18 protein-coding genes are annotated in these 24939 nt (G+C 68.4%); 5 read left to right on the top strand and 13 right to left on the bottom strand.

The annotated features are described in order from the left end of the window. Positions 1-13: 13 nt before the first annotated feature. The 10 genes from LU699_RS07475 to LU699_RS07430 all read right to left on the bottom strand — a co-directional run bounded on the left by LU699_RS07475 (position 14) and on the right by LU699_RS07430 (position 14484). Positions 14-1033: a LysR substrate-binding domain-containing protein gene (locus tag LU699_RS07475; protein ID WP_232136281.1), complete on the bottom strand. Its 1020-nt coding sequence runs from the start codon at positions 1031-1033 to the stop codon at positions 14-16. A 440-nt stretch (positions 1034-1473) separates the two neighbouring features. Continuing rightward, positions 1474-4053, bottom strand: coding sequence for a M14 family zinc carboxypeptidase (locus tag LU699_RS07470; RefSeq protein ID WP_232580538.1), 2580 nt, complete (start codon positions 4051-4053; stop codon positions 1474-1476). A 214-nt stretch (positions 4054-4267) separates the two neighbouring features. Further along, positions 4268-6898 carry a TonB-dependent receptor plug domain-containing protein gene (locus tag LU699_RS07465; protein ID WP_232136279.1) on the bottom strand — a complete coding sequence of 877 codons (2631 nt, stop codon included), beginning with the start codon at positions 6896-6898 and terminating at the stop codon, positions 4268-4270. Between the two features lie 294 nt (positions 6899-7192). Further along, complete coding sequence (gene zapE, locus LU699_RS07460) at positions 7193-8386, bottom strand: cell division protein ZapE (protein WP_232580537.1); 1194 nt, start codon at positions 8384-8386, stop codon at positions 7193-7195. Between the two features lie 46 nt (positions 8387-8432). After that, positions 8433-9101, bottom strand: a complete 669-nt coding sequence (locus tag LU699_RS07455; RefSeq protein WP_232136277.1) for an alpha/beta hydrolase — start codon at positions 9099-9101, stop codon at positions 8433-8435. Positions 9102-9223: 122 nt separating this feature from the next. Continuing rightward, on the bottom strand, positions 9224-10930 hold the full coding sequence (locus LU699_RS07450; protein WP_232136276.1) for an ExeM/NucH family extracellular endonuclease: 1707 nt from the start codon (positions 10928-10930) through the stop codon (positions 9224-9226). Positions 10931-11016: 86 nt separating this feature from the next. Continuing rightward, positions 11017-11532, bottom strand: coding sequence for a c-type cytochrome (locus tag LU699_RS07445; protein ID WP_232136275.1), 516 nt, complete (start codon positions 11530-11532; stop codon positions 11017-11019). A 100-nt stretch (positions 11533-11632) separates the two neighbouring features. Continuing rightward, positions 11633-13318, bottom strand: coding sequence for an electron transfer flavoprotein-ubiquinone oxidoreductase (locus LU699_RS07440; protein WP_232136273.1), 1686 nt, complete (start codon positions 13316-13318; stop codon positions 11633-11635). A 122-nt stretch (positions 13319-13440) separates the two neighbouring features. After that, positions 13441-13764, bottom strand: a complete 324-nt coding sequence (locus LU699_RS07435; RefSeq protein ID WP_232136272.1) for a DUF1820 family protein — start codon at positions 13762-13764, stop codon at positions 13441-13443. Positions 13765-13785: 21 nt separating this feature from the next. Then, positions 13786-14484 carry a rhomboid family intramembrane serine protease gene (locus LU699_RS07430; protein ID WP_232136271.1) on the bottom strand — a complete coding sequence of 233 codons (699 nt, stop codon included), beginning with the start codon at positions 14482-14484 and terminating at the stop codon, positions 13786-13788. A gap of 226 nt (positions 14485-14710) precedes the next feature. Here LU699_RS07430 and LU699_RS07425 point away from each other — a divergent pair, with 226 nt between their 5' ends. Beyond that, on the top strand, positions 14711-16057 hold the full coding sequence (locus LU699_RS07425; protein WP_232136270.1) for an OmpP1/FadL family transporter: 1347 nt from the start codon (positions 14711-14713) through the stop codon (positions 16055-16057). Positions 16058-16207: 150 nt separating this feature from the next. Here the strand turns inward: LU699_RS07425 and LU699_RS07420 are convergent, their stop codons facing one another. The 3 genes from LU699_RS07420 to LU699_RS07410 form a co-directional block, all read right to left on the bottom strand. Then, positions 16208-17122 carry an AEC family transporter gene (locus LU699_RS07420; RefSeq protein ID WP_232136269.1) on the bottom strand — a complete coding sequence of 305 codons (915 nt, stop codon included), beginning with the start codon at positions 17120-17122 and terminating at the stop codon, positions 16208-16210. A gap of 279 nt (positions 17123-17401) precedes the next feature. Continuing rightward, complete coding sequence (gene putA / locus LU699_RS07415; protein ID WP_232580536.1) at positions 17402-20578, bottom strand: bifunctional proline dehydrogenase/L-glutamate gamma-semialdehyde dehydrogenase PutA; 3177 nt, start codon at positions 20576-20578, stop codon at positions 17402-17404. Between the two features lie 91 nt (positions 20579-20669). After that, positions 20670-21296, bottom strand: coding sequence for a hypothetical protein (locus tag LU699_RS07410; RefSeq protein ID WP_232136267.1), 627 nt, complete (start codon positions 21294-21296; stop codon positions 20670-20672). Positions 21297-21586: 290 nt separating this feature from the next. Between LU699_RS07410 and coxB the strand changes: the two genes are divergently transcribed. Genes coxB through LU699_RS07390 form a run of 4 tightly spaced genes read left to right on the top strand, consistent with a single transcriptional unit; the run spans position 21587 to position 24928 of the window. Beyond that, positions 21587-22516, top strand: a complete 930-nt coding sequence (coxB, locus tag LU699_RS07405) for a cytochrome c oxidase subunit II (RefSeq protein ID WP_232136266.1) — start codon at positions 21587-21589, stop codon at positions 22514-22516. A 20-nt stretch (positions 22517-22536) separates the two neighbouring features. After that, the gene (gene ctaD / locus LU699_RS07400; RefSeq protein WP_232136265.1) at positions 22537-24162 is read left to right on the top strand and encodes a cytochrome c oxidase subunit I; all 1626 of its coding nucleotides are present in this window, start codon (positions 22537-22539) and stop codon (positions 24160-24162) included. Then, the gene (locus tag LU699_RS07395) at positions 24162-24305 is read left to right on the top strand and encodes a hypothetical protein (RefSeq protein WP_232136263.1); all 144 of its coding nucleotides are present in this window, start codon (positions 24162-24164) and stop codon (positions 24303-24305) included. The genes ctaD and LU699_RS07395 overlap by 1 nt, the downstream gene beginning before the upstream one ends. Further along, positions 24302-24928 carry a cytochrome c oxidase assembly protein gene (locus tag LU699_RS07390; RefSeq protein WP_232136262.1) on the top strand — a complete coding sequence of 209 codons (627 nt, stop codon included), beginning with the start codon at positions 24302-24304 and terminating at the stop codon, positions 24926-24928. The genes LU699_RS07395 and LU699_RS07390 overlap by 4 nt, the downstream gene beginning before the upstream one ends. Positions 24929-24939 lie beyond the last annotated feature (11 nt).

The following is a 24939-nucleotide window of genomic DNA, read 5'->3' as shown; positions in this document are numbered from 1 at the left end:
ACTGCGGGGTGCGTCAGCGTGCTGTGGCGATGGCCGTCGATGCAACCGGTCGTGCGATGCGGGTGGCGACGCGCCACGCCTGCCAGTCGGGTGCGGGCTCCGGCAGCGGCTGGTCGTCGGCGATCAGGCGTCGCAGATCGACGACCGCGTGCTGCGGCGCGAGCGCTGCGAGCAGGGCGAAGCCGAAGTCGCGCAGCACGCGCGCGGGATGCAGCAGCAGCCACGTGGTGCACGACGGCAGCAGATCGGGTTCGATCGGCGGCACCACCAGATCGTCGCGCGGATCCAGCGCCATCTCCGCGACGATGCCGATCCCGAGCCCGGCACGGGTATACGCCTGGATCAGATCGCCATCGCGCGCGGTGACTGCGACATCGGCCTGCAGTCCGCGCTGCGCGAACGCGCGCTGCAAGGAAGAACTCGCCAGCTGGCTCGACGCGTAACTCACCAGCCGCCGCCCGGTCAGATCGTCGAGCCGCAACGGACGCTGCAGTTGCGACAGCGGATGTCCGGCCGGCACCACCACGCGGCGACGCCAGCGGTACAGCGGCACGGCGATGCAACCAGCGGGCGGCGCGCCGGTGCCACTGAGCAGTGCGAGATCGACGTGGCCGTCGATCAGTGCCTGCAGGCCGTCGGAATCCTCGCCGGGCACGACATGCACCGCGACCTCGGGCCATTCGCGTTCCAGCGCCTGCAACGCCGGCGGCAATGCGTGGCGCGCCTGGGTGTGGGTGGTCGCGATGCGCAGCACGCCGTGGCGTTCGCGGCGCAGGTTGTCCGACAGCGCCTGGATGTTGGCCGACTCGGCAAGCAGCCGGCGCGCATGCGCCAGCACCTGCGCGCCGGCTTCGGTCAGGCCGGTCAGTGCACGCGCACGGCGCACGAACAGGGTCATGCCGAGCGCGGCTTCCAGCTGCGCCAGTTGCTTGGACACGCCCGACTGCGTGGCATGCAGCCGTTGCGCGGCGAGGGTCACGTTGTGGCCGCAGTCGACGATCGCGATGAAGCTGCGCAGCTGGGTCAGGGTCATGCCGGCAGACCGGCGACGGAGGGCGGGGAGGGGCGCATGTGCATGGCTCCGATCCTCGCCCGGATGCGGCGGCGACATGTTCCATGCGGGACCACACTGTGTGGACTCGTATGGGACGACGCTCTCAGGCGCTTGTTTGGGGGTGGTCAGTGGCGTGTCCCGGTCGAGTCCGGACCTGCCGGAAACGGCTCCTTCTCGTTTGGGATCAATAGCCAATCCCGCCACCCGTCATTCCGGCGAAAGCCGGAATCCATCTTGATCTTCGTGACGAGAAATTCGGTGTCACAGAAGAGAGCAAAGTCCAATCAGGTTCCGGCTTGATCAGACATACGTCTGTTGAAAGCCGCCGGAACGACGGGGCCCTGGAAATCCTCGCGCCGAGAAGCACTGCAGGGTTCCCGGCCCAGGCAACACACGCACCACCGGCTGATGGCATCACCTCAGCGCCGCGGCGGCGCCGGCGCCAGTTGATCGGCGAAGAACAGCGCATTGACCAGCATGCGTTCGGTGCCGAGCCAGTACTTGCGGTGCGCCGGATCGTCGGCGAACAGCACCACGTTGCCGCTGCCCACGCGCGCCACCTGCGCCCAGACGGTGCCGGCCAGTGCGGCGCGCAGGTCGGCGCCGAGGTAGCCGTTGACCAGCGGGTCGTCGTCGATGCGCACGACGTTGGCGAACGCGTCGGGCAATGGCGCCAGCGTCACGTCGGTTTCCTTGTGGACGAAATTCGCGCGCTGCGGCACGCCGAAGGCGAGCGGATGCGTGGTGTCGACATCGACCGAGACCAGATTGCCGGCGCTGCGCTGTTCGGCCAGCGTGTCGCGGCGCGACGCGAAGTCGAGACGTTCCGTCGATGCCGGTGCGTCCTTCGCGGCCGGTGCGGGCGCGGCACCGGTCAGGCCCTTGGACTGCGCCCAGCGTGCGGCGCTGCCGAAGGTCACCAGCGAACCGCCGGCCTCGACCCAGCGCTTGAGTGCGGCGACGGTGGGCTCGGGCAGATCGTCGTAGCGGCCGCCGGCCAACACGATGCTGGTGTAGCTGCCGAGCGGTACACGCCCGAGCTGCGCGGGATCAAGTCGCGTCGCCGGATATTGCAGGCGTTCGCTGAGCGCGAACCAGGTCGAGCCGATCTCGGTCGCGTTGACCCCTTCGCCCATCACCAGCGCGATCGCAGGCTTGCGCACCGCGCGGATACCGTCGCTGCCCAGATCGATGCCGGACACACTCTGTCCGCTGGCAAGCCCGTGGGCGACGACGCCGGCGTTGCGCGCGGCGGTATCGATGGCGGCTCGCAGAGCAGCGACATCCAGCGTCTGACCGGCCACCGGAATCACCAGCGTGCCTTCGCCGAATGCGGTCTCGCCGGCTGCGGTGCGCGTGGTGAACGGCGAGAACGCGGTGCGCACGCGCACGTTCTGCGTCAGCAGGTCGGCGAGCACGCGTTGCGCGCCGAGATCACGCCAGTCGATCGCCCAGGCATACGCGGTCTCGCCGCGCACGCCGGTGTCGAGTGCCGGCACCTGCGTCACGGCCGCGCCGAGTCGTGGGGCGCGACGCAGACGATCGTTGCGCAGACCGTAGGCATGCGCGATCGCATACGAGGTGCTGCCGTAGACGCCGCCGCCGGTGTCGGGCGTTTCCTCGAAGATCGAATGCACCAGCCGGAACTGCGGCTGCGCGGCCGGCACCACCCAGGCGCTGCCGGGGGAATAGGTACGACCGTCGACGGTCAGCGCCGCGTCGAGCGCATGCACCTGGATGCGATGGGTCAGCAGCAGATCGAGCAGACGTCGCGATGTCGTCGCATCGGCCGAGTCACCGAACACGTAGGCCGAGTGCGCGTTGCGTCGGCCCTGCTCGCGCGCCGAGCGGAAGAAGTCCTTCTGCAGCTCGAACAGCCCCGCATGTTCTTCGACCGCGCCGCGGATCGTCGCCAGGCCCACGGCCAGCTGGTTGCGGATCGTGAAGCGGAATTCCAGCGGGCCGTTCGCGGTGTCCTGCACCAGACCGCGCGAACTCGCCTGCTCGACGGTCACGCCTACACCGCCGTGGAAATCCGGATAGGTCGAGCCGTAGACCGGCGAGAAGTTGTCGAAATTTTCCTTCGTGTAATAGAGCGAACCCAGGCTGTCGAGCGCCTGTGCGTGGTAGCGCGCCAGCGTAACGTTCCAGTCGTAGGACGCCTGCGGCAGCAGCGGGCTGTGCATGCTGCTCGGCGAGGGTTCGAAGTAATACGTGCTGCCCGAACCCATTTCGTGGAAGTCGATCTGGATGTTCGGCAGCCACGCATGGAACACGTCGAGCTTGGCGCGCGTCTCGCGCTGGCTCACCGCCAGCCAATCGCGGTTGAGATCGGTGAAATAGTGGTTGCTGCGGCCGTTGGGGAACGGTTCGACGTGTTCCTTGTCGAGCGGATCGGCGATCGCCGGATTCGACTTCCACGCGTTGTGCCAGTTCGCCGCGCGGTCGCGGCCGTCGGGGTTCTGCGCCGGATCGATCAGCACGATCGCGTTGTCGAGCCAGCGCGTGACGTCGGGATCCTTGCTCGCCGCCAGATGCCAGGCCGTCAGCACCATCGCTTCGCCGCTCGAGGTCTCGTTGCCGTGCACGCTGTAGTACAGACCGACGACGACCGGCACCTGCGCCGGATCGACGGCCGGTGCATCGGGATCGGCCAGCGTCGCGTGCGCGGCGCGCAGCTGTTCGCGGCGCGCCTGGTTCGCCGGTGACGTCACCAGCACCGCGAGCAGCGGACGTTCTTCGTAGCTGCGCCCGATCTCCTCGACATGCACGCGGTCCGACAGCCGTTCGAGTTCACGCAGATAATCGACGATGCGGTCGTGACGCGTGTAGTGCGTGCCGATCGGATAGCCGAGGAACTGCTCGGGCGTGGGGATCGCGGGGTCGTGCGAATCCGGCGCAGCATCGGGGAAGTAGTAAGCGGTCTGTGCGGATACGGCGAACGGCAGCAGGAGCAACGCAGTCAGTAACAGGCGGCGCGAGGATGGAAATCGAAGCATCAGTGGTGTCCTGCAGAAAAGTGTGTCGCACGTCAGGATCGGAAGTCGCCGCGATTTAATTTCCCCGTCATTCCCGCGAAAGCGGGAATCCAGCGACTTGAGCCACCGAAGCCAGAGACACTGGATTCCCGCCTACGCGGGAATGACGGAATCAAAAAATTCCGCGATCCGAAAAAGCATGTTGGTTCGCAATTAAGGCGGACCTGCAAAACCATCAGAACCGGTAATCGAACCCCACCTGGAAATACCGCCCACGCAGGTCGTACTGGCTGAAGTCATACGGCGCGCGAATCCCGGGGAACGAGGCGTCGTGCGGCGGTTCTTCATCCAGGAGGTTGTCGACCTTGGCGTACAGCGTCAGGCCCTCGATGCCCGACCAGCCGGCGTAGAGATCGAGCTGGTCGTAGGCATCGACGCGCGACTGCACCGCGGTCGCCGCGACGCTCGCCTTCTGGTCATAGCCGCCGGTGCGGTACCAGGTCAGCGCGGTTTCGAAATCGCCGGTCGACCAGCCGAAGCGCGAGGTCAGCTTGTTGCGCGGCAGCGACGGGCCGAGGTTGCTGCCGGCGTAATCGACCAGCGGACCACCGACGACCTGCGGACGGCTGTAGTCGAGCACGTGGGTGTAGACGCTGGCGATCCTGAAGTCGCCCGCGCCGGTGCGGAAGGTCTGGTTGAACTCCGCGTCCAGGCCCGAGGTCTTGAGCGCGGTGAGGTTCTGGTAGCGGTTGTAGACGGCGACCAGCTTGCCGCGCGCGTCGCGGATCACATCGGCGGGATCGTTGTTCTGCACGATCGTCGTCGAATTGTTGGTGCCGATCAGGTTGTCGAGTTCGATGCGGTACCAGTCCAGCGACAGACTCGTGTCGGCCCAAGGCGAGACGACGAAGCCGACGTTGTAGGACTTCGTGCGTTCGGGATCGAGTTCGGTGTTGCCGACGGTGAAGAAGGTCGGGCTCTGGCGCGAGCCGGCGATGTCGGGATCGAAAGGATCGACGACGCTGCCGTAGGAGATGTTGGTCGAGGCCGAGTTCTCCGACAGCGACGGCGCGCGGAACCCACGCGACGCCGAGGCGCGCACCAGCAGGGTGTCGAGCGCCTGCCAGCGAATGCCGGCCTTGGGCGAGAAGGCGCTGCCGAAATCGCTGTAGTCGTCGCCGCGACCGGCGAGCTGCAGGTCCAGACCCTTGACGATCGGCACGTTGAACTCGGCGTAGAGCGCAGCGACGTCACGCTCGCCGTCGACCGCAGCGATCGCAGGACGCACCTGCAGGCCGGCGTCGATCTGCCATGGATTGCGTGAGGTCAGCGATTCGGTGCGCGCCTCGATGCCGGCGGCGAACCCGACCGGGCCGGCCGGCAGATCGAACAGATCACCGTTGAACTTGAAGTCGAAGCCGTGCAGCGACGACTGCGCCTCGCGCACCGTCGACAGGCGGATCGCATCGAGCACCGCCGGCGCGGTCGCGCCGGGCTCGTGCAGGTTCAAGGAACCATCGGCCAGCGACTGCGCCAGCGGCCAGCGGTTGGCGAAGCCGCCGGCGACGGTCTCCTCTTCGGTGCTCTTGGCGAAGAAGCCGGTGAATTCCCAGTCGAAGCGTTCGCCGCGGCCGCGCGCGCCGCCGAGGATGCGGAACGAATCGGAGCGGTTGGTCTTCAGCGACTGGCCGAGATCGAAGAACGTGTATTCGATCTGCGTCGGCACGCCGTAGGGGTTGTAGGGATTGCCGGCCGGCAGCAGGTTCGACACCGGCTCGGCGAGCCCGGTCTGCGCGTTGAGCGCGAAGCGGCCGCCTTCGAGGGTGAAGTACGGGCTGGAGCCGAAGATCGACGCGCCGCGGATCTGGCTGACCAGCGCTTCGCCGAACAGGTCGACGTCGTCGGTCAGGCGCACGGTGCCGTTGACGAAGGCCTGGTAGCGCTCGGTCGACGGAATCAGCGTGGTGTAGGGCGCGAGGTTGATCGCGCAGGTGTCGCCGGCGAGTCCGTCGATCGGCGCGCTCGGCGTCAGCGTCATGCCTTCGGGGCAGTTGCCCGCGGCGTCGAGGAACGGCACCGAGCGGCCGCCGACGAGGAAGCGCGCGCCCTTCGCCGACCAGCCGTTCCAGCGCCCGCCGGGCAGATCGCTGTAGATGCCGGACGCGGTGAGGTCGCGCTGGTCCTGGTCGAGGCGTTCGCGGTCGTAGGCTTCGACGCTGACCAGCAGGTTGTAGCCGTCGGTGTCGAGATCGCCGATGCCGCCGACCAGTCGTGCGCGGCGCGTGTCGAGGCCGCCTTCGTCCGACGTGCCGTAGCTGCCGCCGACTTCCAGCCCCTGGAAGTTCTGCCGGGTGATGATGTTGACCACGCCCGCGACCGCGTCCGATCCGTAGACCGCCGACGCGCCGTCCTTGAGCACTTCGATGCGCTCGACCGCGACCAGCGGCAACGCGTTGAGATTGACGAAGGTGTCCGACAGGCCGCCGGCCGGGAAGCCGTAGTTCGCCAGGCGCCGGCCGTTGAGCAGCACCAGCGTGTTCTTCTGCGACAGCCCGCGCAGGCCGATGCCCGCCGAGCCCGAGGCCCAGCCGCTGTTGCTGGTCTCGTTGGTCGCGTTGCCGGTGTTGGCCGAGATCGAGCGCAGCACGTCGGCGACGGTGACCTTGCCCGAGGTCGCCAGTTCCTCGGCGTCGATGACCTGCACCGGATTGCTGCCCTCGGCTTCCGCGCGGCGGATGTTGGAGCCGGTCACCGTGACCGTGTTGAGCGTGCGCGCCTCACCGGTCGCCGGCGTTTGCGCCGATACCGCAGCGGGGACAACGAGGGCCGCCAGAACGGCGGCGGCGAGACGCGAGGATCGTGGCATTTGCTGCACCGCAATAAGTCCGTGGGGCAGGCAGTGAGCCACGGGTGCCGCGTGTCAAAAAATGGTGATGTGGACTTGTGTCAGTCCGATCCGGACTGTCGACCGTTGAACGCCGGCAGCGGCAAATGCCGGCGAACCGCGCTGTGACCGCATCGCTGTGTCCGCGCCGCGATCGCCTGCGGACGGATCGGCATGTCCGGATCGTTCGATCCGGATGGACGGATATGTGCGGCGGGGCGGTCGGCGGTATGCGCCGGAGGCGTGATCTGCGCGTCGGCTGTGCCGGCTCGCGACTCAGCCGCGGTGTTCGCGGGCCAGGTATTCGGCGCTGCGCATCTCGATCAGGCGCGACGCGGTGCGCTCGAACGCGCCGGTCAGACGTTCGCCCGAGTACAACGCTGGCGGTTCGGCGGCCGCGGTGCAGACCAGATTGACGTGGCGGTCGTAGAGCTCGTCGATCAGGGTGACGAAGCGGCGCGCGGCGTCGTCGCGGGTGGCATCCATGTGCGGGATGCCGCCGAGCAGCACGGTGTGGAATTCGGTTGCGACCTGGATGTAGTCGCTGGCGCCGCACGGGCCTTCGCACAGCGCGTCGAAATCGAACCACGCCATGCCCGGCGTGCGTGCACGCACGCAGATGCGGCGACCGTCGATCTCGACGCCGGCATCGCGGTGCTCGTCGTCGCCGCCGAGTTCGTGCCAGCGCGTGTCGAGCCAACTGTCGGAGTCCGCATCGAGCGGCGTGCGGTAGACCGGCGAACGCGTCAGTGCGCGCATGCGGTAGTCGGTGTCGCTTTCCAGATACACCACGCGGGTGTGACGTTGCAGCAGCTCGATCGCCGGCATGAAGCGCGCGCGCTGCAGGCCATCCTTGTAGAGATCCTTGGGGTCGACGTTGGAACTGGTCACCAGCACGATGCCGTCGGCGAACATGCGGTCGAGCAGGCGCGCGAGCAGCATCGCGTCGCCGATGTCGCTGACGAAGAACTCGTCGAGCACCAGCACGCGCAGGCCTGCGTCGCGCCAGCCGCGAACGATCGCCGCGAGTGGATCGCGCTCGCCGCTGTGCGCGCGCAACGATTCGTGGACCTCGCGCATGAAGCGGTGGAAATGGGTGCGGCGTTTGCGGCCGAGTTTCGGATCGGGCGTCGCGTGACGCGCGGGATCCTTCACCGCCGGTGCGGGCGTCGCATCATCCGACGCCGCGGAGCGCATCGACTGCAGGGGCAATCCGTCATGGAACAGATCGATCATGAAGGTCTTGCCGCGACCCACGCCGCCCCACAGGTACAGACCGGCCGGCACGTCGGGCGCATCGCCGCTACCGAACAGGCGGCCGAGCATGCCGCGTCGCGCAGGCGGTTCGATCAGCGCGGCATGCAGGCGGTCGAGTTCGACCAGCGCCGGCTGCTGCGCGGGATCGGATTGCCAGTCGCCGCGGGAGACACCCGCTGCGTAGCGTTCGGAGGGTGTCGGCAGTGCGCTCATGCGCAGCGCGTCCGGCGCGCGTGCGCCCGAAGCGGCCACGCGCGCATCAACCCGCGGCCTGCGTCAGGTGCGGCGTGGCCCAGTGCTTCACCACGCCGCGCAGATCGATCATGCGGCGGTGGAAGAAGTGGCTCGTCTCGGGCATGCGCACGAGTTCGGCCTGCGCGCCGCTGTCGTCGAGCCAGTCGTACACGGCCTGCGGATCGACGATCTCGTCGGCCTCGCCCTGGATCACCAGCCACGGACAGGTCGGCAGCACGATCGACTCGAAATCCCAGCGCCCGGCTGGCGGCGCGACCGAGATCAGCACGTCCGGCTGCAAAGCATCGGCTGCGCGCAACGACACGTAGGCGCCGAAGCTGAAACCGGCGAGCCACAGCGCGTGGCCGGGTCGCTCGCGGCGGACCCATTCGACGACCGCAGTAAGGTCGTCGATCTCGCCGATGCCGTCGTCGTAGGTGCCATCGGACGTACCGGTGCCGCGGAAGTTGAAACGCACCGTCGCCGCGCCGAGTTCGCGCAGCGTGCGCGCGACCATCGTGACGACCTTGTTGTGCATCGTGCCGCCCTCGGTGGGCAGCGGATGGCAGACCACGGCGACGAACGGCAATGCCGCGACATCGGCATCGGGCAGATCGATCGCGGCTTCGAGGTCGCCGGCGGGACCGGGCAGCAGCAGCGGCCCGGATTGCGTGGGGAACGTGGGGGACGTCATGCGCCCATGATAACGGGGCGGTCGCGATGGGGCTGTGGGTGGGATCGAACCGCCTCGCGAAATCAACCCCTCCCCCGCTTGCGGGGGAAGGCTTTGATCAAGCGTCAGAGGGCCTCATTGGCTCAGCGACCGCGCAGCCGCAGCCCCACCACCAGCGGATCGTGATCCGAACTGCGCCACGGTCCGGCCGCTTCGCGTTCGCGGGTGTCGACGGGTTCGTCCGCGTTGCTGTGCCACTTCGCCGCGCCGGCCACGCGCGCGGCGAGGGACGGGCCGAGCAGCAGGTGGTCGAGGCGACCGGCCTGGCCGTCGAACACGAAGCTGTAGTGCGTGTCGCCGTCGCCGCCGGCGAACGGGTCGCGCCAGCCGGCGTCGGTGAACACGCGCACCGGGTCTTCCATCGCATAGGCGTTGAAGTCGCCGACCACCGCGACGCGATCGCCAGTGCCGGTGGGCGCAGTGGCCAGCCAGTCGCGCAGGCGCTGCGCGGAGTCGACGCGGGCCGCGTTCCAGCACGCCTGGCCGTCGCGCTGATCCAGATTCGGGCCTTCGGCTTCGCCGCAACCCTTGGACTTGAAGTGCACGGCGACGACGCTGAAATCGAGGCCGTTCGCGCGTCCATTGCGCAGCGGCACGAAGGCCTGCGCCAGCGGCACGCGGCTGAGTTCGGCGAACGGGCCGCCGTCGAGCGTCGCCGGCTGACCCTTCGTGCGCACGCGCGTGTCGCGGTAGATCAGGCCGACGCGGATCGCATTCGTCCCCGGACCTTCGCCTGCATCGACGAAGCGCCAGTCGTGCGCGGGGCCTTCGGCATTCAATGCGTCGACCAGCGCGGCGATGCTCGACTGGGCGTCGTAGCCGTCGTTCTCGAGTTCCATCAACGCGGCGACATCGACATCGAGCGCGGCGATCGTCGCGACCAGCCCTTCGATCTGGCGCGTCAGTTCCTCGGGCGTGCGCGCGCCGCGCGGGGTCGGGAAGCCACCGCCGCGGCCGTCGCCGTTGAACAGGTTCTGCAGATTGAACGCGGCGATGCGCACGTCGCCGCCGACCACCGGCGCTGGCGGACGCGAGGCCGGCTGCGGTTGCAGCGGCGCGGTGAGCTGCAGGCGCCAGGCGCCGTGGCGATGGTCGACCACGCCTTCGATGCCGGTCAGCACGCTGCCGCTGCGCAGGGCCTGCGCGGTGTCGGGCAGATACCAGAGCTGGCCATCGGTCGGTGCATCTTCGCGGCCGTCGTCGAGCAGCACGCGGCGACGCGCATTGTCGGAGGCGACGCGCGCGGCATCGGCGCCGGGGCGTGCGATCTCGGTCGGCGTGAAAAGCCGGCCGTCGAAACTCGCGGCCAGCGTGCCGCGACGCGCGCGCTCATGCTGGCCGGTCAACGTCAGCGGCGCGTCGATGCGCACCCAGGTGCCGGCGAGCGCTGACCAGTCCGCCGGCGGCGCATCGAGCACGCGCGCCGCGATCGCCGGCGCGGGCGTCGGCAGGACGTCCACACGCTGGGCGCGCAGATGCACGGTGTCGCCGTCTTCGCGGAGGCCGAGCGCGCGCACGTGCGCGCCCAGGGCCGGGAGCGGGAGACCGGTCGGCACCTGCACGAACACCGCATCGGGCGTCGTTGCATCGCCGTCACCGGCGTCCTGCACGAAGAAGCCGCCCAGACCTTCGAAGCCTGCGGTCACGCGGCCTTCGATCTGCGCAGGTCCCGCCATCGGCACGCGGTGCAGTTCGCCAATGGTGATGGTGGCGCTGCCCGGTGCGGGCGCGGTGGACTGGCAGGCGGCGAGCAGCGCGACGGCGAGCAGGGCGGCGGTCGGTCGGAACATCGGAACTCCATCGGCCCTTGGTGGCCTCACACGAAAACGCCGCCCGGAGAGGCGGCGTCTGGGACGGGCAACGTACCCGGCGAACGTTACTTGAGGTTGTCGACCATCCAGTCGACCGCGGCGTGCATCTGCTCGTCGTTGAGCGCCGGATTGCCGCCGCGAGCGGGCATCACGCCGGCCGCGCCGGTGAAGCCTTCGATCGAGTGGCGGTACAGCGTCTCGGTGCCCTGGGCGATGCGTGCATCCCAGTGCTGGTGATCGAGCGTTGGCGCGCCACCGGCGCCCGAGGTGTGGCAGCCCGCGCACAGGTTCTGGTAGATCACCGAACCGTCGGTGGTGCCGCCGTAGGCGACCTGCGCAGCTGCAGCCGCCGCGGCGGCGGCAGTGGCCGCTGCCTGCGACGCGGCACCGGTCGCACCAGCATAGACCGCGCCGACCGGCGCGATGCGCGCCTCGGTGCGCTTGGCGACATTCGGCGGCACATCCGTGGGCAGCGAGTTGTGCAGATACCAGGCACCCACCATCAGGCCCAGCGTCACGATGGTCAGAAAGCCCAACACCATCGAGAAGCGCTTGAGGAACTCGAGATCGTAATTACGCACGAAGCACCCTTGGCGACATGGCCCGCGGCCACAGCTGCGCCCGAGTATACGGGCAGGTTTTCAAGAATGCTGCGTCCGGCCGGCAGTGCCGGCATGGACCTTACATCCCTGCGTAGTTCGGACCGCCACCGCCCTGCGGTGCGACCCAGACGATGTTCTGGGTCGGATCCTTGATGTCGCAGGTCTTGCAGTGCACGCAGTTCTGCGCGTTGATCCGCAGGAACGGGCCGTCCGGGCCGTCGAGGAATTCGTAGACCGCGGCCGGGCAATAGCGCGCTTCGGGCCCGGCGTAGGTCGCCAGGTTCACGTCGACCGGCACCGAGGCGTCCTTCAACGTCAGATGCGCCGGCTGATCCTCGTCGTGGTTGGTGCTCGAGAGGTACACCGAACTCAGACGGTCGAAGGTCAGCGCGCCATCGGGCTTCGGGTACTCGATCTTCGTGTGCTGCGCGGCGGGCTCGAGGCACGCGTGGTCGGCCTTGTCGCGATGGATCGTCCACGGCGGCACGCGCATGCCGAGTTTGGGCAGCAGCCACTGCTCGATGCCGGTCATCAGCGTCGCGGTGGTGCGGCCCTTCTTGAACCACTGCTTGAAGTTCTTCGACTGCGACAGCTCGGCGTGCAGCCAGCTGGCCTCGAACGCGACCGGATACGCGGCCAGTTCGTCACCACTGCGGCTCTCGCCGAGCGCGGCGAATGCAGCCTCGGCGGCGAGCATGCCGGTCTTGATCGCGGCGTGGCTGCCCTTGATGCGGCTGGCATTGAGCGTGCCGGCCTCGCAGCCGACGAAGGCGCCGCCCGGGAACACGAGCTTCGGGATCGACAGCAGGCCGCCGGCGGTGATCGAACGCGCGCCGTAGCCGATGCGCTTGCCGCCTTCGAGATACTTGCGGATCGCTGGGTGCGTCTTGAAGCGCTGGAATTCCTCGAACGGGCTCAGCCAGGGGTTCCTGTAATCGAGGCCGACCACCAGACCGATCGCGAGCTTGCCGTCCTCGGCGTGATAGACGAACGAGCCGCCGTAGGTGTCGCCGTCGAGCGGCCAGCCGGCGGTGTGCACGACCAGGCCCGGCTCGTGCTTCGCCGGATCGATCTGCCACAGCTCCTTGATGCCGAGACCATAGCTCTGCGGGTCTCGGCCTTCGTCCAGCGCGAACTTCGCGATCAGTTCGCGACCGAGCTGGCCGCGCGAGCCTTCGGCGAAGATCGTGTACTTCGCGAGCAGTTCCATGCCGAGCTGGAATTCACCGGTCGGCTGTCCGTCCTTGCCGATGCCGAGGTTGCCGGTCGCGACGCCGCGCACGTGTCCGTCTTCGGCATACAACACTTCAGCGGCCGCGAAGCCGGGGAAGATTTCCACGCCCAGCGCTTCGGCCTGCGTGGCCAGCCAGCGCACCAGCGCGCCGAGGCTGATGATGTAGTTGCCGTGGTTCTTGAAGCAGTCGGGCAGGAAGAAATCCGGCGTCGACTTCTGGCCGGTCTCGTCGAGGAACAGGAACTCGTCGCGGGTGACCGCCTGCTTCAGCGGCGCGCCTTTCTCTTTCCAGTCCGGAATCAGTTCGGTCAGCGCACGCGGGTCGATGATCGCGCCCGACAGGATGTGCGCGCCCGGCTCGGAGCCCTTCTCCAGCACGCAGACCGACACCTCGCGGCCCGCTTCGGCGGCCAGCTGCTTGAGCCGGATCGCGGTCGCCAGTCCGCCGGGGCCTGCGCCCACGACGACGACGTCGTACTCCATCGATTCGCGTGGGCCGTGGGTGTCGAGCAGTGCCTGGGGAGTGGTCATCGTTGCCTTGGGCGGTACGCCTGGGTGACGGCGCGCGGGGCCAGCTTCGCAGCCGGCGCGCGACGGCCGCGTGGGCCGGCGAGTGTAACGCGGTGCCCCGGCGGGGCCGCGTCGTGCAGGGGTCAGCGCGGCCGCGCGGGCAGCGGAAACGGCGTGACCACGGCCTCGCCGGTGGACGCGTCGCGGATCGCCGACGGGCCTTTCTTCTCGACTTCCTCCACGCGGAGCACGCTCTGCATCGGCAGGTGCAGTGCGCGCGTGCCGGCGAACTCGTCGCGCAGGCGTTCCTCGGTCGGGTCGACGACGAGGCCGTCGTGGACATCGAACACCAGCTCGGACACTTCGACGAAGCCCCACAGCCGGCCGCTTTCGACCTGCCGCGCATACAGCGCGTAGACCTTGCCGTGGCTGAGGAACGTGACCCTGTAGAGCGTCTTGCCTGTCATGCGCCGATTATAGAGCGCCGCTCAATAGCCCTTGAGCCGCCGCAGCCGCTGGCCGATGGCGTGCCGCGAGATCAGCGCGAACACCACGCCGAACAGGAAGCCGGCCAGATGCGCGGTCCACGCCACGGCGCCGAAGGCCGGGCCGATGTAGGCGAAGATCACCTGCAGCACCGCCCACACGCCGATCAGCAGCGAAGCCGGCGCTCGCACAAATTCCAGGAACAGGCCCAGCGGCACCACCACGCCCAACCGCGCGCGCGGGAACAGCGCGAGGTACGCGCCGATCAAGGCCGACACCGCACCACTCGCGCCGATGATGAGCCGGTCCGGCGCGCCGATCGCCAGCACCGCCGACAGATTCGCCAGCGCCCCGCCGACGATGAAGAGCACCAGCAGCCGCCACGCGCCCATCAGGCGTTCCGCCGGCAGGCCGAAGATCAGCAGGAACACCAGGTTGCCGAGCAGGTGCGCCCAGTCCGCATGCAGGAACAGCGCGGTCACCAGGCGCAGCCACGGCCCGGCGTCGAGCCAGTTCACCAGGGTGCCGTCGGTCCCGACCGGCCCGCCATACAACGCGCCCCAGTCGAGCAGCAGCGTGTAGTGCTCGTTGGCCGAGCGCGTGCTCGCCCACAGGAATGCCAGCCACAGCAACGCGCACAGCATCGGCACCGCCCAGCGGAAGGGGGTGCGCGCATGCCGGTTGGGGATCGAGACGAACATCGGGCGACCATTGTCGAGGGCCGTCGCAGGGCCGGTAAAGCGGACGGGAAAACAGGCCCCGGGAATGCCGCATCGCAGCAAGTTTTCCACACGCAATCGTACGGTATAGTGCGCCCGCTACGCGCGTTCGGGAGGGGAATTCCGACAGGTGGTGGCGGACGGAGGGGGCCCCGTCCACGCCAGGCGCAGCATCACCACAACACCTGTTCGGGAGAGAACACGACACATGGCTACCACCCCCCGCTACACGCAGAACACCGTCCTCGCTGTCGGCATCGCCGCCGCGCTGGCGTTTGCAGGCCAGGCCAACGCGGCCGGCTTCCAGCTCAAGGAAAACAGCGTCAAGTCGCAGGGCAGCGCCTTCGCCGGCACCGCCGCCAAGACCGGCGACAGCTCGGTCGTGACCAACAACCCGGCGGTGATGACCCAGTTCACCGGCACCACGGTGCAGGCCGACCTGACCGTCATCGACCTCAACTACGAGTTCCAGGGCAGTGGCACCGACGCGCTCGGCCGTCCGCTCACGGGCAGCAACGGCGGCAACGCCGGCGACGTGACCCCGATCCCCGCGCTGTCGGTCGTGCACAAGCTCGACAACGGCGTCGCGCTCGGCGCGATGATCAGCGCGCCGTTCGGTCTGAAGACCGAATACGACGCGGGCTGGGTCGGCCGTTATGCCGCGCAGACCTCGGACGTGAAGATCGTCGACCTGACCCTGTCGGGCGCGATCGACATCACCGACCGCTTCTCGGTGGGTCTGGGCGTCATCGCCTCGCGCGCCGACGTCACCCTGTCGAAGGCCGTGGACTTCGGTTCGCTGCTGTTCGCCAACCCGCAGACCCGTCCGCTTCCGTTCGCGCGTCCGCAGGCTGCTGACGGCCTGGCCGACGTGCAGGGCGACGACAACGGCTTCGGTTACATCCTCGGCGCGAACCTGCGTCCGACCGACAATCTGTCGATCGGCGTGAGCTACCGCTCCGAGATCGATTACGAGCTGGAAGGCACCGTCGACTGGACCGTGCCGGGCAACGTGCAGGCCGTGCTGGCCAGCAGCCCCACCACGCGTCCGTTGTTCCAGAACGGCGCCGTCGCGGCCGAGCTGACCACCCCGTCGATCCTCAACGTCGGCGCCGCCTGGCAGGTCACCGATGCCCTGCAGCTGTCGGCCACGTACGCCCGGACCGACTGGTCCTCGCTGCGCGAAGTCCGCATCCAGTTCGACAACCCGGATCCGGATTCGGTCGAGCCCTTCGAGTGGAAGGACACGTACTTCGCCGCCGTCGGCGCCGAGTTCAAGCTCAACGACAGCTGGAAGCTGCGTGGCGGCGTCGCGTACGACGAAACCCCGACCAGCCTCGAGCACCGCACCCCGCGCCTGCCCGACGCGAACCGCATCTTCTACTCGGTCGGTGCGACCTGGGCGATGAGCGACGCGTTCGACGTCAACTTCGCGTACACGCACATCGCACCGCGCGATCCGAAGATCGACACCACCAGCGGCGGCAGCCGCGTGGCCGGCAACTTCGACGGCGACGCCAACCTGTTCGGCTTGTCGGCGCAGTACCGCTTCTGATCCAAGTGACATCGTGACAAGAGAAAGCCCCGCTTCGGCGGGGCTTTTTTTGTGGGCGTTCCGGCGTGCCTTCTGAAACAGTTCGCGCGGTTCCCCACTTTCGTAGGATGGGTAGAGCACAGCGAAACCCATCACCCGGCACCGTCGTCGTTACACGAACCGCCCCAGCACCCACGCCCACGCCGGCAACGTCACCAGCGACAGCAGGATTCCGTAACCGACCAGTGCTGCCGCGAGCCGCGGCGCCAGTCCCTGCGCGATCGCCAGCGCCGCGGCGGTGATCATGCTCGGCATCGCCGACTCCAGCACGTTCGCCTGCAGCATCGTCCCGGACATGCCGAACAGCAGCGACAGCGGCAGCGCGATCGCCGGCATCACCAGCAGTTTCAGCACCAGCCCGGCCGCCAGCGGGCGGATCTCGTCGCGCGGCATGCGCAGCTGGATCGACAGCCCCACCGCCAGCATCACCAGCGGCAACAGCGCGCCGGCCAGATTCTCCAGCGCCGAGGCGATCCAGGCCGGCGGCGCGGCCGGCATCAGCGTCAGGCCGAACGCGAGCGCCCACACCGGCGGAAACCGCACGATGCGCCGCGCGATGTCGCGCCAGCCCGGCGGCGTGTCGCCGCTGTAGCGCGCGAGGATCGTCAGGCCGAACGTCGACAGCAGCACGAAGGTGCCGAACTGGTCGTAGACCACCGCGTAGGCGACCGCGTCCTCGCCCAGCAACGCGGCGACCATCGGATAGCCGATGAAACTGCTGTTGCACAGCGCCACGCACAGCAGCAGCACGGCGGTCTCGTCGCGCCGGAACTTCAGCCAGCGCGCCAGCGGCAACACCAGCGCGAGCGTCGCGACCGCGAGCAGCCACGGCGTCGCCGCAACGCCGAGCAGCGTCGTATCGAAGCTCAGCTTCGGCACGTGCACCAGCACCGCGGCCGGCAGACAGACGTAGAGTACGACGAGGTTGAGCACCTCGGCGGCATTGGCCGGCATCACCCGCAAGCGGGCGAACAGCATGCCCAGCGCGAGCATCGCCAGGATCAGGGCAAAGGCATCGAAGGCCATCGGGGCCGTGAGGGATGAAGTGGGGAATGCAGAATCTTAGCCGCCGCGTGCGAACGCGTCGGCCTCGCGGCGCGCCTCAAGCCCCTCTCCCTCCGGGAGAGGGGTTGGGGTGAGGGCCGCTCACGATCAGAGCATTTTGCTGATCAAAAGATTTCACTCAGCGAGCAGCATTCCGGCCGAACGAATCGCGGCGAACTATCTGCCGCGACCAAAGCGCCGCTGACAGCCGAAGCGCAGCGGGCACTCATCATCGCGCGCGGCATGCCGCGCAAGCCGCGATTACTCGCCGAGCGTCAGCAGCGACGCGTTGCCACCCGCTGCCGTGGTGTTGATGGTCACGGTCTTTTCGGCGGTGAAACGCGGCAGGTAGTGCGAACCGCCGGCCTTGGGGCCGGTGCCCGACAGGCGCTGACCACCGAAGGGCTGCACGCCGACGACCGCGCCGATCTGGTTGCGGTTGACGTAGACGTTGCCGACGCGGGCGCGCGCGCTGATCTTCTCGACGGTCTCGTCGATGCGCGAATGGATGCCCAGCGTCAGGCCGTAGCCGGTGTTGTTGATCGCATCGATCACGGCGTCGAGCTGGTCGGCCTTCCAGCGGATCACGTGCAGCGCCGGGCCGAAGTTCTCGCGCTGCAGCTGGGTCAGCGACTGCAGTTCCCACGCGCGCGGCGCGAAGAAGGTGCCGTGGGCAACCTCGGGGCCGACCGGCGTGGTCGCGATCAGGCGCGCTTCGCTGGCCATGCGCTCGGCGTGCGCGTCGAGCATGCGCAACGCATCGGCATCGATCACCGGGCCGACGTCGGTCGACAGCAGCGCGGGATCGCCGACGGTGAGTTCCTGCATTGCGCCCGACAGCATGCCAATCACCTTGTCGGCGATGTCGTCCTGCACGAACAGCACGCGCGCGGCCGAGCAGCGCTGGCCTGCCGAGGTGAACGCCGAACCCAGTGCGTCCTTGACCAGCTGTTCGGGCAGCGCCGAGGAGTCGGCGATCAGCGCGTTCTGGCCGCCGGTCTCGGCGATCAGCGTGCCGATCGCGCCGTCGCGCGCGGCAAGCGCGCGGTTGATCGCCAATGCGGTTGCGTTGGAGCCGGTGAACACGACGCCGGCGACGCGTGGATCGGCAGTGAGCGCGGCGCCGACGCTGGCGCCATCGCCGGGCACGTACTGCAGCACGTGCGCCGGCACGCCGGCTTCGTGCAGCAGCTTCACCGCGGCGTGGCCGACCAGCGTGGTCTGCTCAGCGGCCTTGGCGATCACGGTATTGCCCGCGGCGAGCGCGGCGGCGATCTGGCCGGCGAAGATCGCCAGCGGGAAGTTCCACGGGCTGATGCACACGAACACGCCGCGGCCGGAGAGCTGCAGGCTGTTGGATTCGCCTGTCGGGCCGGGCAGCGCCTCGATGACGAACAGGCGGCGCGCCTCGGCGGCGTAGTAGCGCAGGAAATCCACCGCTTCGCGCACTTCGGCCACGCCGTCGGGAATCGTCTTGCCGGCTTCGCGCGTGCACATCGCGATGTAGTCGGGCGTGCGCGATTCCAGCAGGTCGGCGGCGTGCTCGAGGATCGCCGCACGCGACGCGGCCGGCACCGCATTCCAGTCCGCGTGCGCCTCGGTCGCATTGCGCAGCGCCTGTTCGACGGTCGCGCCGTCGGCGGCCTGCCACTGGCCCACGCGCACGCGGCGGTCGGCGGGGCTGGTGACCTCGACGGTCGCGCCGGCGCTGGTCGCGCCCGGCACCAGCGGGCCGGCGGTCCACGGACCGGTCGCGGCCTGGATCTGCGCGGCCAGCGTGGCGAGCTGTGCGTCGTTGGCGAGATTGACGCCCATGGAATTGCTCCTGTCTTGGAACTGGCTGCGGAAGAGATCGACCGGCAGCGGAATGCGGGGATGGGGAATGGATTCGAAACCGGCGACGACCTCGACCGGGTCGCGGATCAGATCGTCGATCGCGACATCCTCGTCGCTGATGCGGTTGACGAAGCTGGAGTTAGCGCCGTTCTCGAGCAGGCGACGTACCAGATACGGCAGCAGGTCCTCGTGCGAGCCGACCGGCGCATAGACGCGGCAGGGCACGTCGAGACGGTCGGCCGGGATGACCTCGGCGTACAGGTCGTCGCCCATGCCGTGGAGCTTCTGGAATTCGTAGGGCTTCGCGCCGGCGCCGTTGCGCAGCGTCATCCCCAGCCTGTGCACCGCCGCAATCGTGTGCGCGTTGTGCGTGGCGAACATCGGGTAGATCGCATCGGTCGCCGACAGCAGGCGGCGCGCGTTGGCGAGATAGCTGACGTCGGTATTCGGCTTGCGCGTGAACACCGGGTAGCCCGGATGGCCTTCGACCTGGGCGCGCTTGACCTCGCTGTCCCAGTACGCGCCCTTGACCAGGCGCACTGGAATGCGACGGCCGTGCGCGCGGGCCAGTGCGGCGATCCAGTCGATCACGAACGGCGCGCGCTTCTGGTAGGCCTGCACGACGATGCCGAAACCATGCCAGCCGGCCAGCGAGGCATCGGTGAGCGCGGCTTCGATGACGTCGAGCGACAGTTCCAGGCGATCGGCTTCCTCGGCGTCGACGGTCAGGCCGATGCGGTAGCTCTTCGCGCGCTGGGCGAGGTCGAGCACGCGCGGTGCGAGTTCGGCCAGCACGCGTGCGTGCTTGGCATGTTCGTAGCGGGGATGCAGCGCCGACAGCTTGACCGAGATCGACGGGGCGGTGATCTCGTCCTCGAACGGGCCGGTGCGGCCGATCGCGTCGATCGCATCGCGGTAGGCCTTCAGATACCGGTCGGCGTCGTGCTGGGTCAGCGCGGCCTCGCCGAGCATGTCGAACGAATAGCGGTAGGCGGCGTTGTCGCCCTTGCGCGAGCGCGTCAGCGCTTCGCCGATCGTGCGGCCCATGACGAACTGGTGGCCCATGATCCGCATCGCCTGGCGCACCGCGAGACGGATCACCGGCTCGCCGACGCGGCCGATCAGGCGCTGGAAGGCGTTGTGCACGTTGCGCTTGGTGTCGTCGGCCAGATCGACCAGACGCCCGGTCAGCATCAGGCCCCAGGTCGACGCATTGACCAGCACCGAATCCGACTGGCCCATGTGCTTGCGCCAGTTGGCTTCGCCCAGCTTGTCGCGGATCAGCGCATCGGCGGTGTCTTCGTCCGGAATGCGCAGCAGCGCTTCGGCCACGCACATCAGCAGCACGCCTTCCTCGCTGCCGAGGTCGTACTGCTGCATGAAGGCCTCGATCGCGCCGCGGTCCTGCGCGCGCAGGCGCACGCGGCGGACCAGATCGGCGGCCGTCGCCTGGATCGCGGCGCGGTCGGCGTCGGGCTGGCGTGCTTCGGCCAGCAGCGCATGGACGCGCTCGGTTTCATCGCCGGTCCAGGCGGCGGTGATCGCGTCGCGCTGCGGCTGAAGGGAGGCCGCAGGCGCGGCGGGCGACAGACTGGCGTTCAAGGCGTGACGACCGGCAGAGACAGAAGCGGAATTCTAGCCTGCCGGCCGGCTCCATCACTGTGCGAAACACGCCCGGAAACGGGCGTCGTGTTCAGGCGATGACGGGCGCGTCGTAGGTCCGCATCGCGAAGCGCACGCGGGCATGGGTGGCGGCCAGTGCGTTCAACGGCTGCAGCAGCCGCGGCATGCAGGCCGCCAGTTCGACCATCGCCGCGCCGTGCGCAGGCGGCAGCGTGCCCGCGCGCGGGTGCCAGTGGCCGCCGCAGAAAGTCTCCAGCGTCACGCTTTCGATCATCGGCGCGTCGCCGTGCGGCTGTTTCCATTCGATCAGCAGGCCGTTACCCCGGGCAGTGCCGCTGCGATCGAGCGGATCGAGGTACAGCCGTGTGCGATGCAGGCCGATCACCGATTCGGCCACGGCCAGGCACTGCGCGGCGGCGTCGGCGAAGCTGCCTTCGAGCAGGTCAGGTAGGCGCACGCGCGGGCCGTGCTCGCCATGCCGCCGCGCACCGGCGCCGAGAATGTCGTCAGCGGTGAAGCTGCCGCCCTGACCGTCGGCATCACGCAGGTCCAGCCGCAGCCGCTGGCGCGTGGGCAGCAGACCCCCGAAACCCCGGCGCGTGGCCGTGTTCGAGGCGGGCAGGGCGCGCAGGGTCTGCGACCGGCGCACACCGCCATCGACAGGCATCGGCGGAGAAACGGGAGAACGGTGGGCCATGGGGGTATCCTCGGGCTGCGTAAGACAGGCTATAGCCCGCGCCGGCGCCTCTCGACACCCGGGCCGACCCGAGGGGTCGCAGCGGTTGCGGCAGCGCGGCTTGCCCCTGCCGAACGCCGACAGCTACCATTCATGCGTTATTCGCAGCACGCCGCCGCTCCTGCGATATCTCCCGGCACCCATTGCCGGGCGAGGACGGACGCGTTCCCGCCAGCACCAAGGCCAGCTCAGGTATGGGGTCCGATGTGAAGCAAGGCGCTTGTTCCAACAGGTACGCGTCCAGACTGTGGATGGGGGGCGCTGCCGCGCTTCTGGCATCGACGAACGTTCTGGCGCAGTCCGCAGATCCCAAGCCGTGGCAGCTCAACATGGGCCGCGGTGTCACCACCTCCGCCCAGCACGCCTACGACGCGCACATGCTCGCGCTGTGGGTGTGCGTCGTGATCGGCGTGCTGGTGTTCGGTGCGATGGCGGTGGCGATGTTCCGCTTCCGCAAGTCGCGCGGGGTCACCGCGGCGCAGTTCACCCACAACACCACCGCCGAAGTCATCTGGACCGTCGTCCCGATCGTCATCCTGGTGCTGATGGCGGTGCCGGCGACGCAGAAGCTGATCGCGATGTACGACACCCGCGACGCGGCGATGACCGTCAAGGTCACCGGCGTGCAGTGGATGTGGAAGTACGAGTACATGGGCGAGGACGTGGTGCTGACCAGCCGCCTCGACCGCGAGAGCGACCGCCTGCGCCAGAGCCGCGACACCACGCGCGCTGAGCTCGATGCGCACGGCCACTACCTGCTCGACGTCGACAACCAGCTGGTGCTGCCCACCAACACCAAGATCCGCTTCGTTGTGACCGCTGACGACGTGATCCATTCCTGGTGGGTGCCGGCGTTCGGCTGGAAGCAGGACGCGATCCCGGGCCTGGTCAACGAAGCCTGGACCGAAATCCTCGAGCCGGGCGTCTACCGCGGCCAGTGCGCGGAACTGTGCGGCAAGGACCACGGTTTCATGCCGATCGTCGTGCGTGCCGTGTCGCCGGAGGAGTTCGGCACCTGGCTCGCCGCCGAGAAGGCGAAGAACGCGCCCGCCATCCCGACGCCGGGCGAGCCCGGCCCCGCCGACGCCGCACCCGCACCGTCGCCTGACGCCGCGCCTGCCGAGGCTGCCGCCTCCGCCACGCAGTCCCCGTCCGCCCCTGCCGCGCCCGCGGCCGGCTGATCGATCGAGGCACACCGCACATGTCGACGACGCACCCCGCCACCGCTGACGCGCACCACGACGATCACCATGCCCAACCGCAGGGGTTCGTCCAGCGCTGGTTCTTCTCCACGAACCACAAGGACATCGGCACGCTGTATCTGCTGTTCTCCTTCATGATGTTCGTCATCGGCGCGGCGATGAGCGTGATCATCCGCACCGAGCTCGCCGCACCGGGTCTGCAGCACGTCAGCCCGACGTTCTTCAACCAGATGACCACCATGCACGCGCTGGTGATGATCTTCGGCGGCGTGATGCCGGCCTTCGTGGGCCTCGCGAACTGGATGATTCCGCTGCAGATCGGCGCGCCGGACATGGCGCTGCCGCGCATGAACAACTGGTCGTTCTGGATCCTGCCGTTCGCGTTCACGCTGCTGCTGATGACGCTGTTCCTGCCCGGCGGTGGCCCGGCCGGTGGCTGGACGCTGTATCCGCCGCTGTCGTTGCAGGGCGGCAGCAGCGTGTCGCTGACGATCTTCGCCATCCACATGATGGGCATCAGCTCGATCATGGGCGCGATCAACGTCATCGCCACCATCCTCAACATGCGCGCCCCGGGCGTGGACCTGTTGAAGATGCCGATCTTCTGCTGGACCTGGCTGATCACCGCATTCCTGCTGATCGCGGTGATGCCGGTACTGGCCGGCGCGGTCACGATGCTGCTGACCGACAAGTTCTTCATGACCTCGTTCTTCAACGCGGCCGGCGGCGGCGACCCGGTGATGTACCAGCACATCTTCTGGTTCTTCGGGCATCCCGAGGTCTACATCATGATCCTGCCGGCGTTCGGCGTGGTCTCGGAAATCCTGCCGACGTTCTCGCGCAAGCCGCTGTTCGGCTACCAGGCGATGGTCTACGCGACCGCATCGATCGCGTTCCTGAGCTTCATCGTGTGGGCGCACCACATGTTCACCGTCGGCATGCCGCTGGGTGGCGAGATCTACTTCATGTTCGCGACGATGCTGATCGCGATTCCGACCGGCGTGAAGGTGTTCAACTGGGTGTCGACGATGTGGCGCGGCGCGATGACGTTCGAGGCGCCGATGCTGTGGGCGATCGCGTTCGTGATCCTGTTCACCATCGGCGGATTCTCGGGCCTGATGCTCGCGATCGTGCCGGCCGACTTCCAGTACCACGACACCTATTTCGTCGTCGCGCACTTCCACTACGTGCTGGTGACCGGCGCGCTGTTCTCGATCATCGCGGCCACGTACTACTGGTGGCCGAAGTGGACCGGGCGGATGTACAGCGAGTTCTGGGCGAAGGTGCATTTCTGGTGGACGATCATCTTCGTCAACCTGCTGTTCTTCCCGCAGCACTTCCTCGGTCTGGCCGGCATGCCGCGCCGCATTCCCGACTACAACGTCGTGTTCGCGGACTGGAACCTGATCAGCTCGATCGGCGCGTTCGGCATGTTCGCCACGCCCTTCATGATGTTCGCGATCCTGCTGCACTCGAAGCTGCGCGGTGCGCCCGCCGCGGCGCGTTCGTGGGAAGGCGCACGCGGTCTGGAGTGGACGGTGCCGTCGCCGGCCCCGCACCACACCTTCGCCAAGCCGCCGGTGATCAAGCCGGGCGATCTGGCCCACGACGACATCAGCCACTGATGCAGTTCGCGATGACCACGCCCGATCCCGGTTCCGATCTCGCTGTCCGCCGCCGCCGTGCGCGGCGTACCGCGGTGGTCGTCGGCGCGATCGCGGCGCTGGTGTACATCGGCTTCATCGCGCGCGGGGTGCTGCTGTCATGAGCGACGACCTGCGCACGCCGGACACGCGGACCGACACGCGGCCGAAGTCGGCGACCGTCGGCATCGGCAAGCTGGTCGGCATCTCGATCGTCGCATTCGCGTTCACGTTTTCGCTGGTGCCGCTGTACCGCATCGCCTGCGAAAAGGTGTTCGGCATCCGCCTGGAGAACAGCGCCGTCGCCGCGCCGGCGACGAGCGCGACGCCGGCCGAGCGCTGGGTCACGGTCGAGTTCGACGCGACCGTGAACTCGCATCTGCCGTGGTCGTTCCGTCCCAACGAAACCCGCATGCGCGTGCGCGTCGGCGAGCAGTACGAGACCACGTACTACGCGCACAACGACAGCATCGCGGCCGTCGTCGGCAGTGCCACGCCGTCGGTGGCGCCGGCGCGCGCGTCGGGCTTCTTCCAGAAGACCGAATGTTTCTGCTTCACCGCGCAGACGCTGCAGGCCGGTGAGACGCGCGACATGCCGGTGCGTTTCATCATCGACCCGTCGTTGCCGAAGGACGTCAACACGGTCACGCTGAGCTACACCTTCTTCAAGAACGATGTCCTCACTTCGCGTCTGACCGCCCATGCGGCGCCGGCACGCGGCAATCCCGGTGTGGCCGCGGCGCCCTGAGCCCGCAGCGC

This window comes from Luteimonas fraxinea (assembly GCF_021233355.1).
GTDB lineage: Bacteria > Pseudomonadota > Gammaproteobacteria > Xanthomonadales > Xanthomonadaceae > Luteimonas > Luteimonas fraxinea.
Note: the sequence above shows the minus strand (reverse complement) of the source record. Positions and strands in the feature narration are given on the sequence as shown.

Excerpts from the sequence above, each read along its gene's own strand:
- LU699_RS07440 (WP_232136273.1), bottom strand. The coding sequence starts at position 13,318 with ATGACCACTCCCCAGGCACTGCTCGACACCCACGGCCCACGCGAATCG.
- LU699_RS07450 (WP_232136276.1), bottom strand. The coding sequence starts at position 10,930 with ATGTTCCGACCGACCGCCGCCCTGCTCGCCGTCGCGCTGCTCGCCGCC.
- LU699_RS07420 (WP_232136269.1), bottom strand. The coding sequence starts at position 17,122 with ATGGCCTTCGATGCCTTTGCCCTGATCCTGGCGATGCTCGCGCTGGGC.
- ctaD (WP_232136265.1), top strand. The coding sequence starts at position 22,537 with ATGTCGACGACGCACCCCGCCACCGCTGACGCGCACCACGACGATCAC.
- LU699_RS07390 (WP_232136262.1), top strand. The coding sequence starts at position 24,302 with ATGAGCGACGACCTGCGCACGCCGGACACGCGGACCGACACGCGGCCG.
- LU699_RS07475 (WP_232136281.1), bottom strand. The coding sequence starts at position 1,033 with ATGACCCTGACCCAGCTGCGCAGCTTCATCGCGATCGTCGACTGCGGC.
- LU699_RS07430 (WP_232136271.1), bottom strand. The coding sequence starts at position 14,484 with ATGTTCGTCTCGATCCCCAACCGGCATGCGCGCACCCCCTTCCGCTGG.
- LU699_RS07455 (WP_232136277.1), bottom strand. The coding sequence starts at position 9,101 with ATGACGTCCCCCACGTTCCCCACGCAATCCGGGCCGCTGCTGCTGCCC.
- LU699_RS07470 (WP_232580538.1), bottom strand. The coding sequence starts at position 4,053 with ATGCTTCGATTTCCATCCTCGCGCCGCCTGTTACTGACTGCGTTGCTC.
- LU699_RS07425 (WP_232136270.1), top strand. The coding sequence starts at position 14,711 with ATGGCTACCACCCCCCGCTACACGCAGAACACCGTCCTCGCTGTCGGC.
- LU699_RS07465 (WP_232136279.1), bottom strand. The coding sequence starts at position 6,898 with ATGCCACGATCCTCGCGTCTCGCCGCCGCCGTTCTGGCGGCCCTCGTT.
- LU699_RS07435 (WP_232136272.1), bottom strand. The coding sequence starts at position 13,764 with ATGACAGGCAAGACGCTCTACAGGGTCACGTTCCTCAGCCACGGCAAG.
- LU699_RS07395 (WP_232136263.1), top strand. The coding sequence starts at position 24,162 with ATGCAGTTCGCGATGACCACGCCCGATCCCGGTTCCGATCTCGCTGTC.
- LU699_RS07410 (WP_232136267.1), bottom strand. The coding sequence starts at position 21,296 with ATGGCCCACCGTTCTCCCGTTTCTCCGCCGATGCCTGTCGATGGCGGT.
- coxB (WP_232136266.1), top strand. The coding sequence starts at position 21,587 with ATGGGGGGCGCTGCCGCGCTTCTGGCATCGACGAACGTTCTGGCGCAG.
- zapE (WP_232580537.1), bottom strand. The coding sequence starts at position 8,386 with ATGAGCGCACTGCCGACACCCTCCGAACGCTACGCAGCGGGTGTCTCC.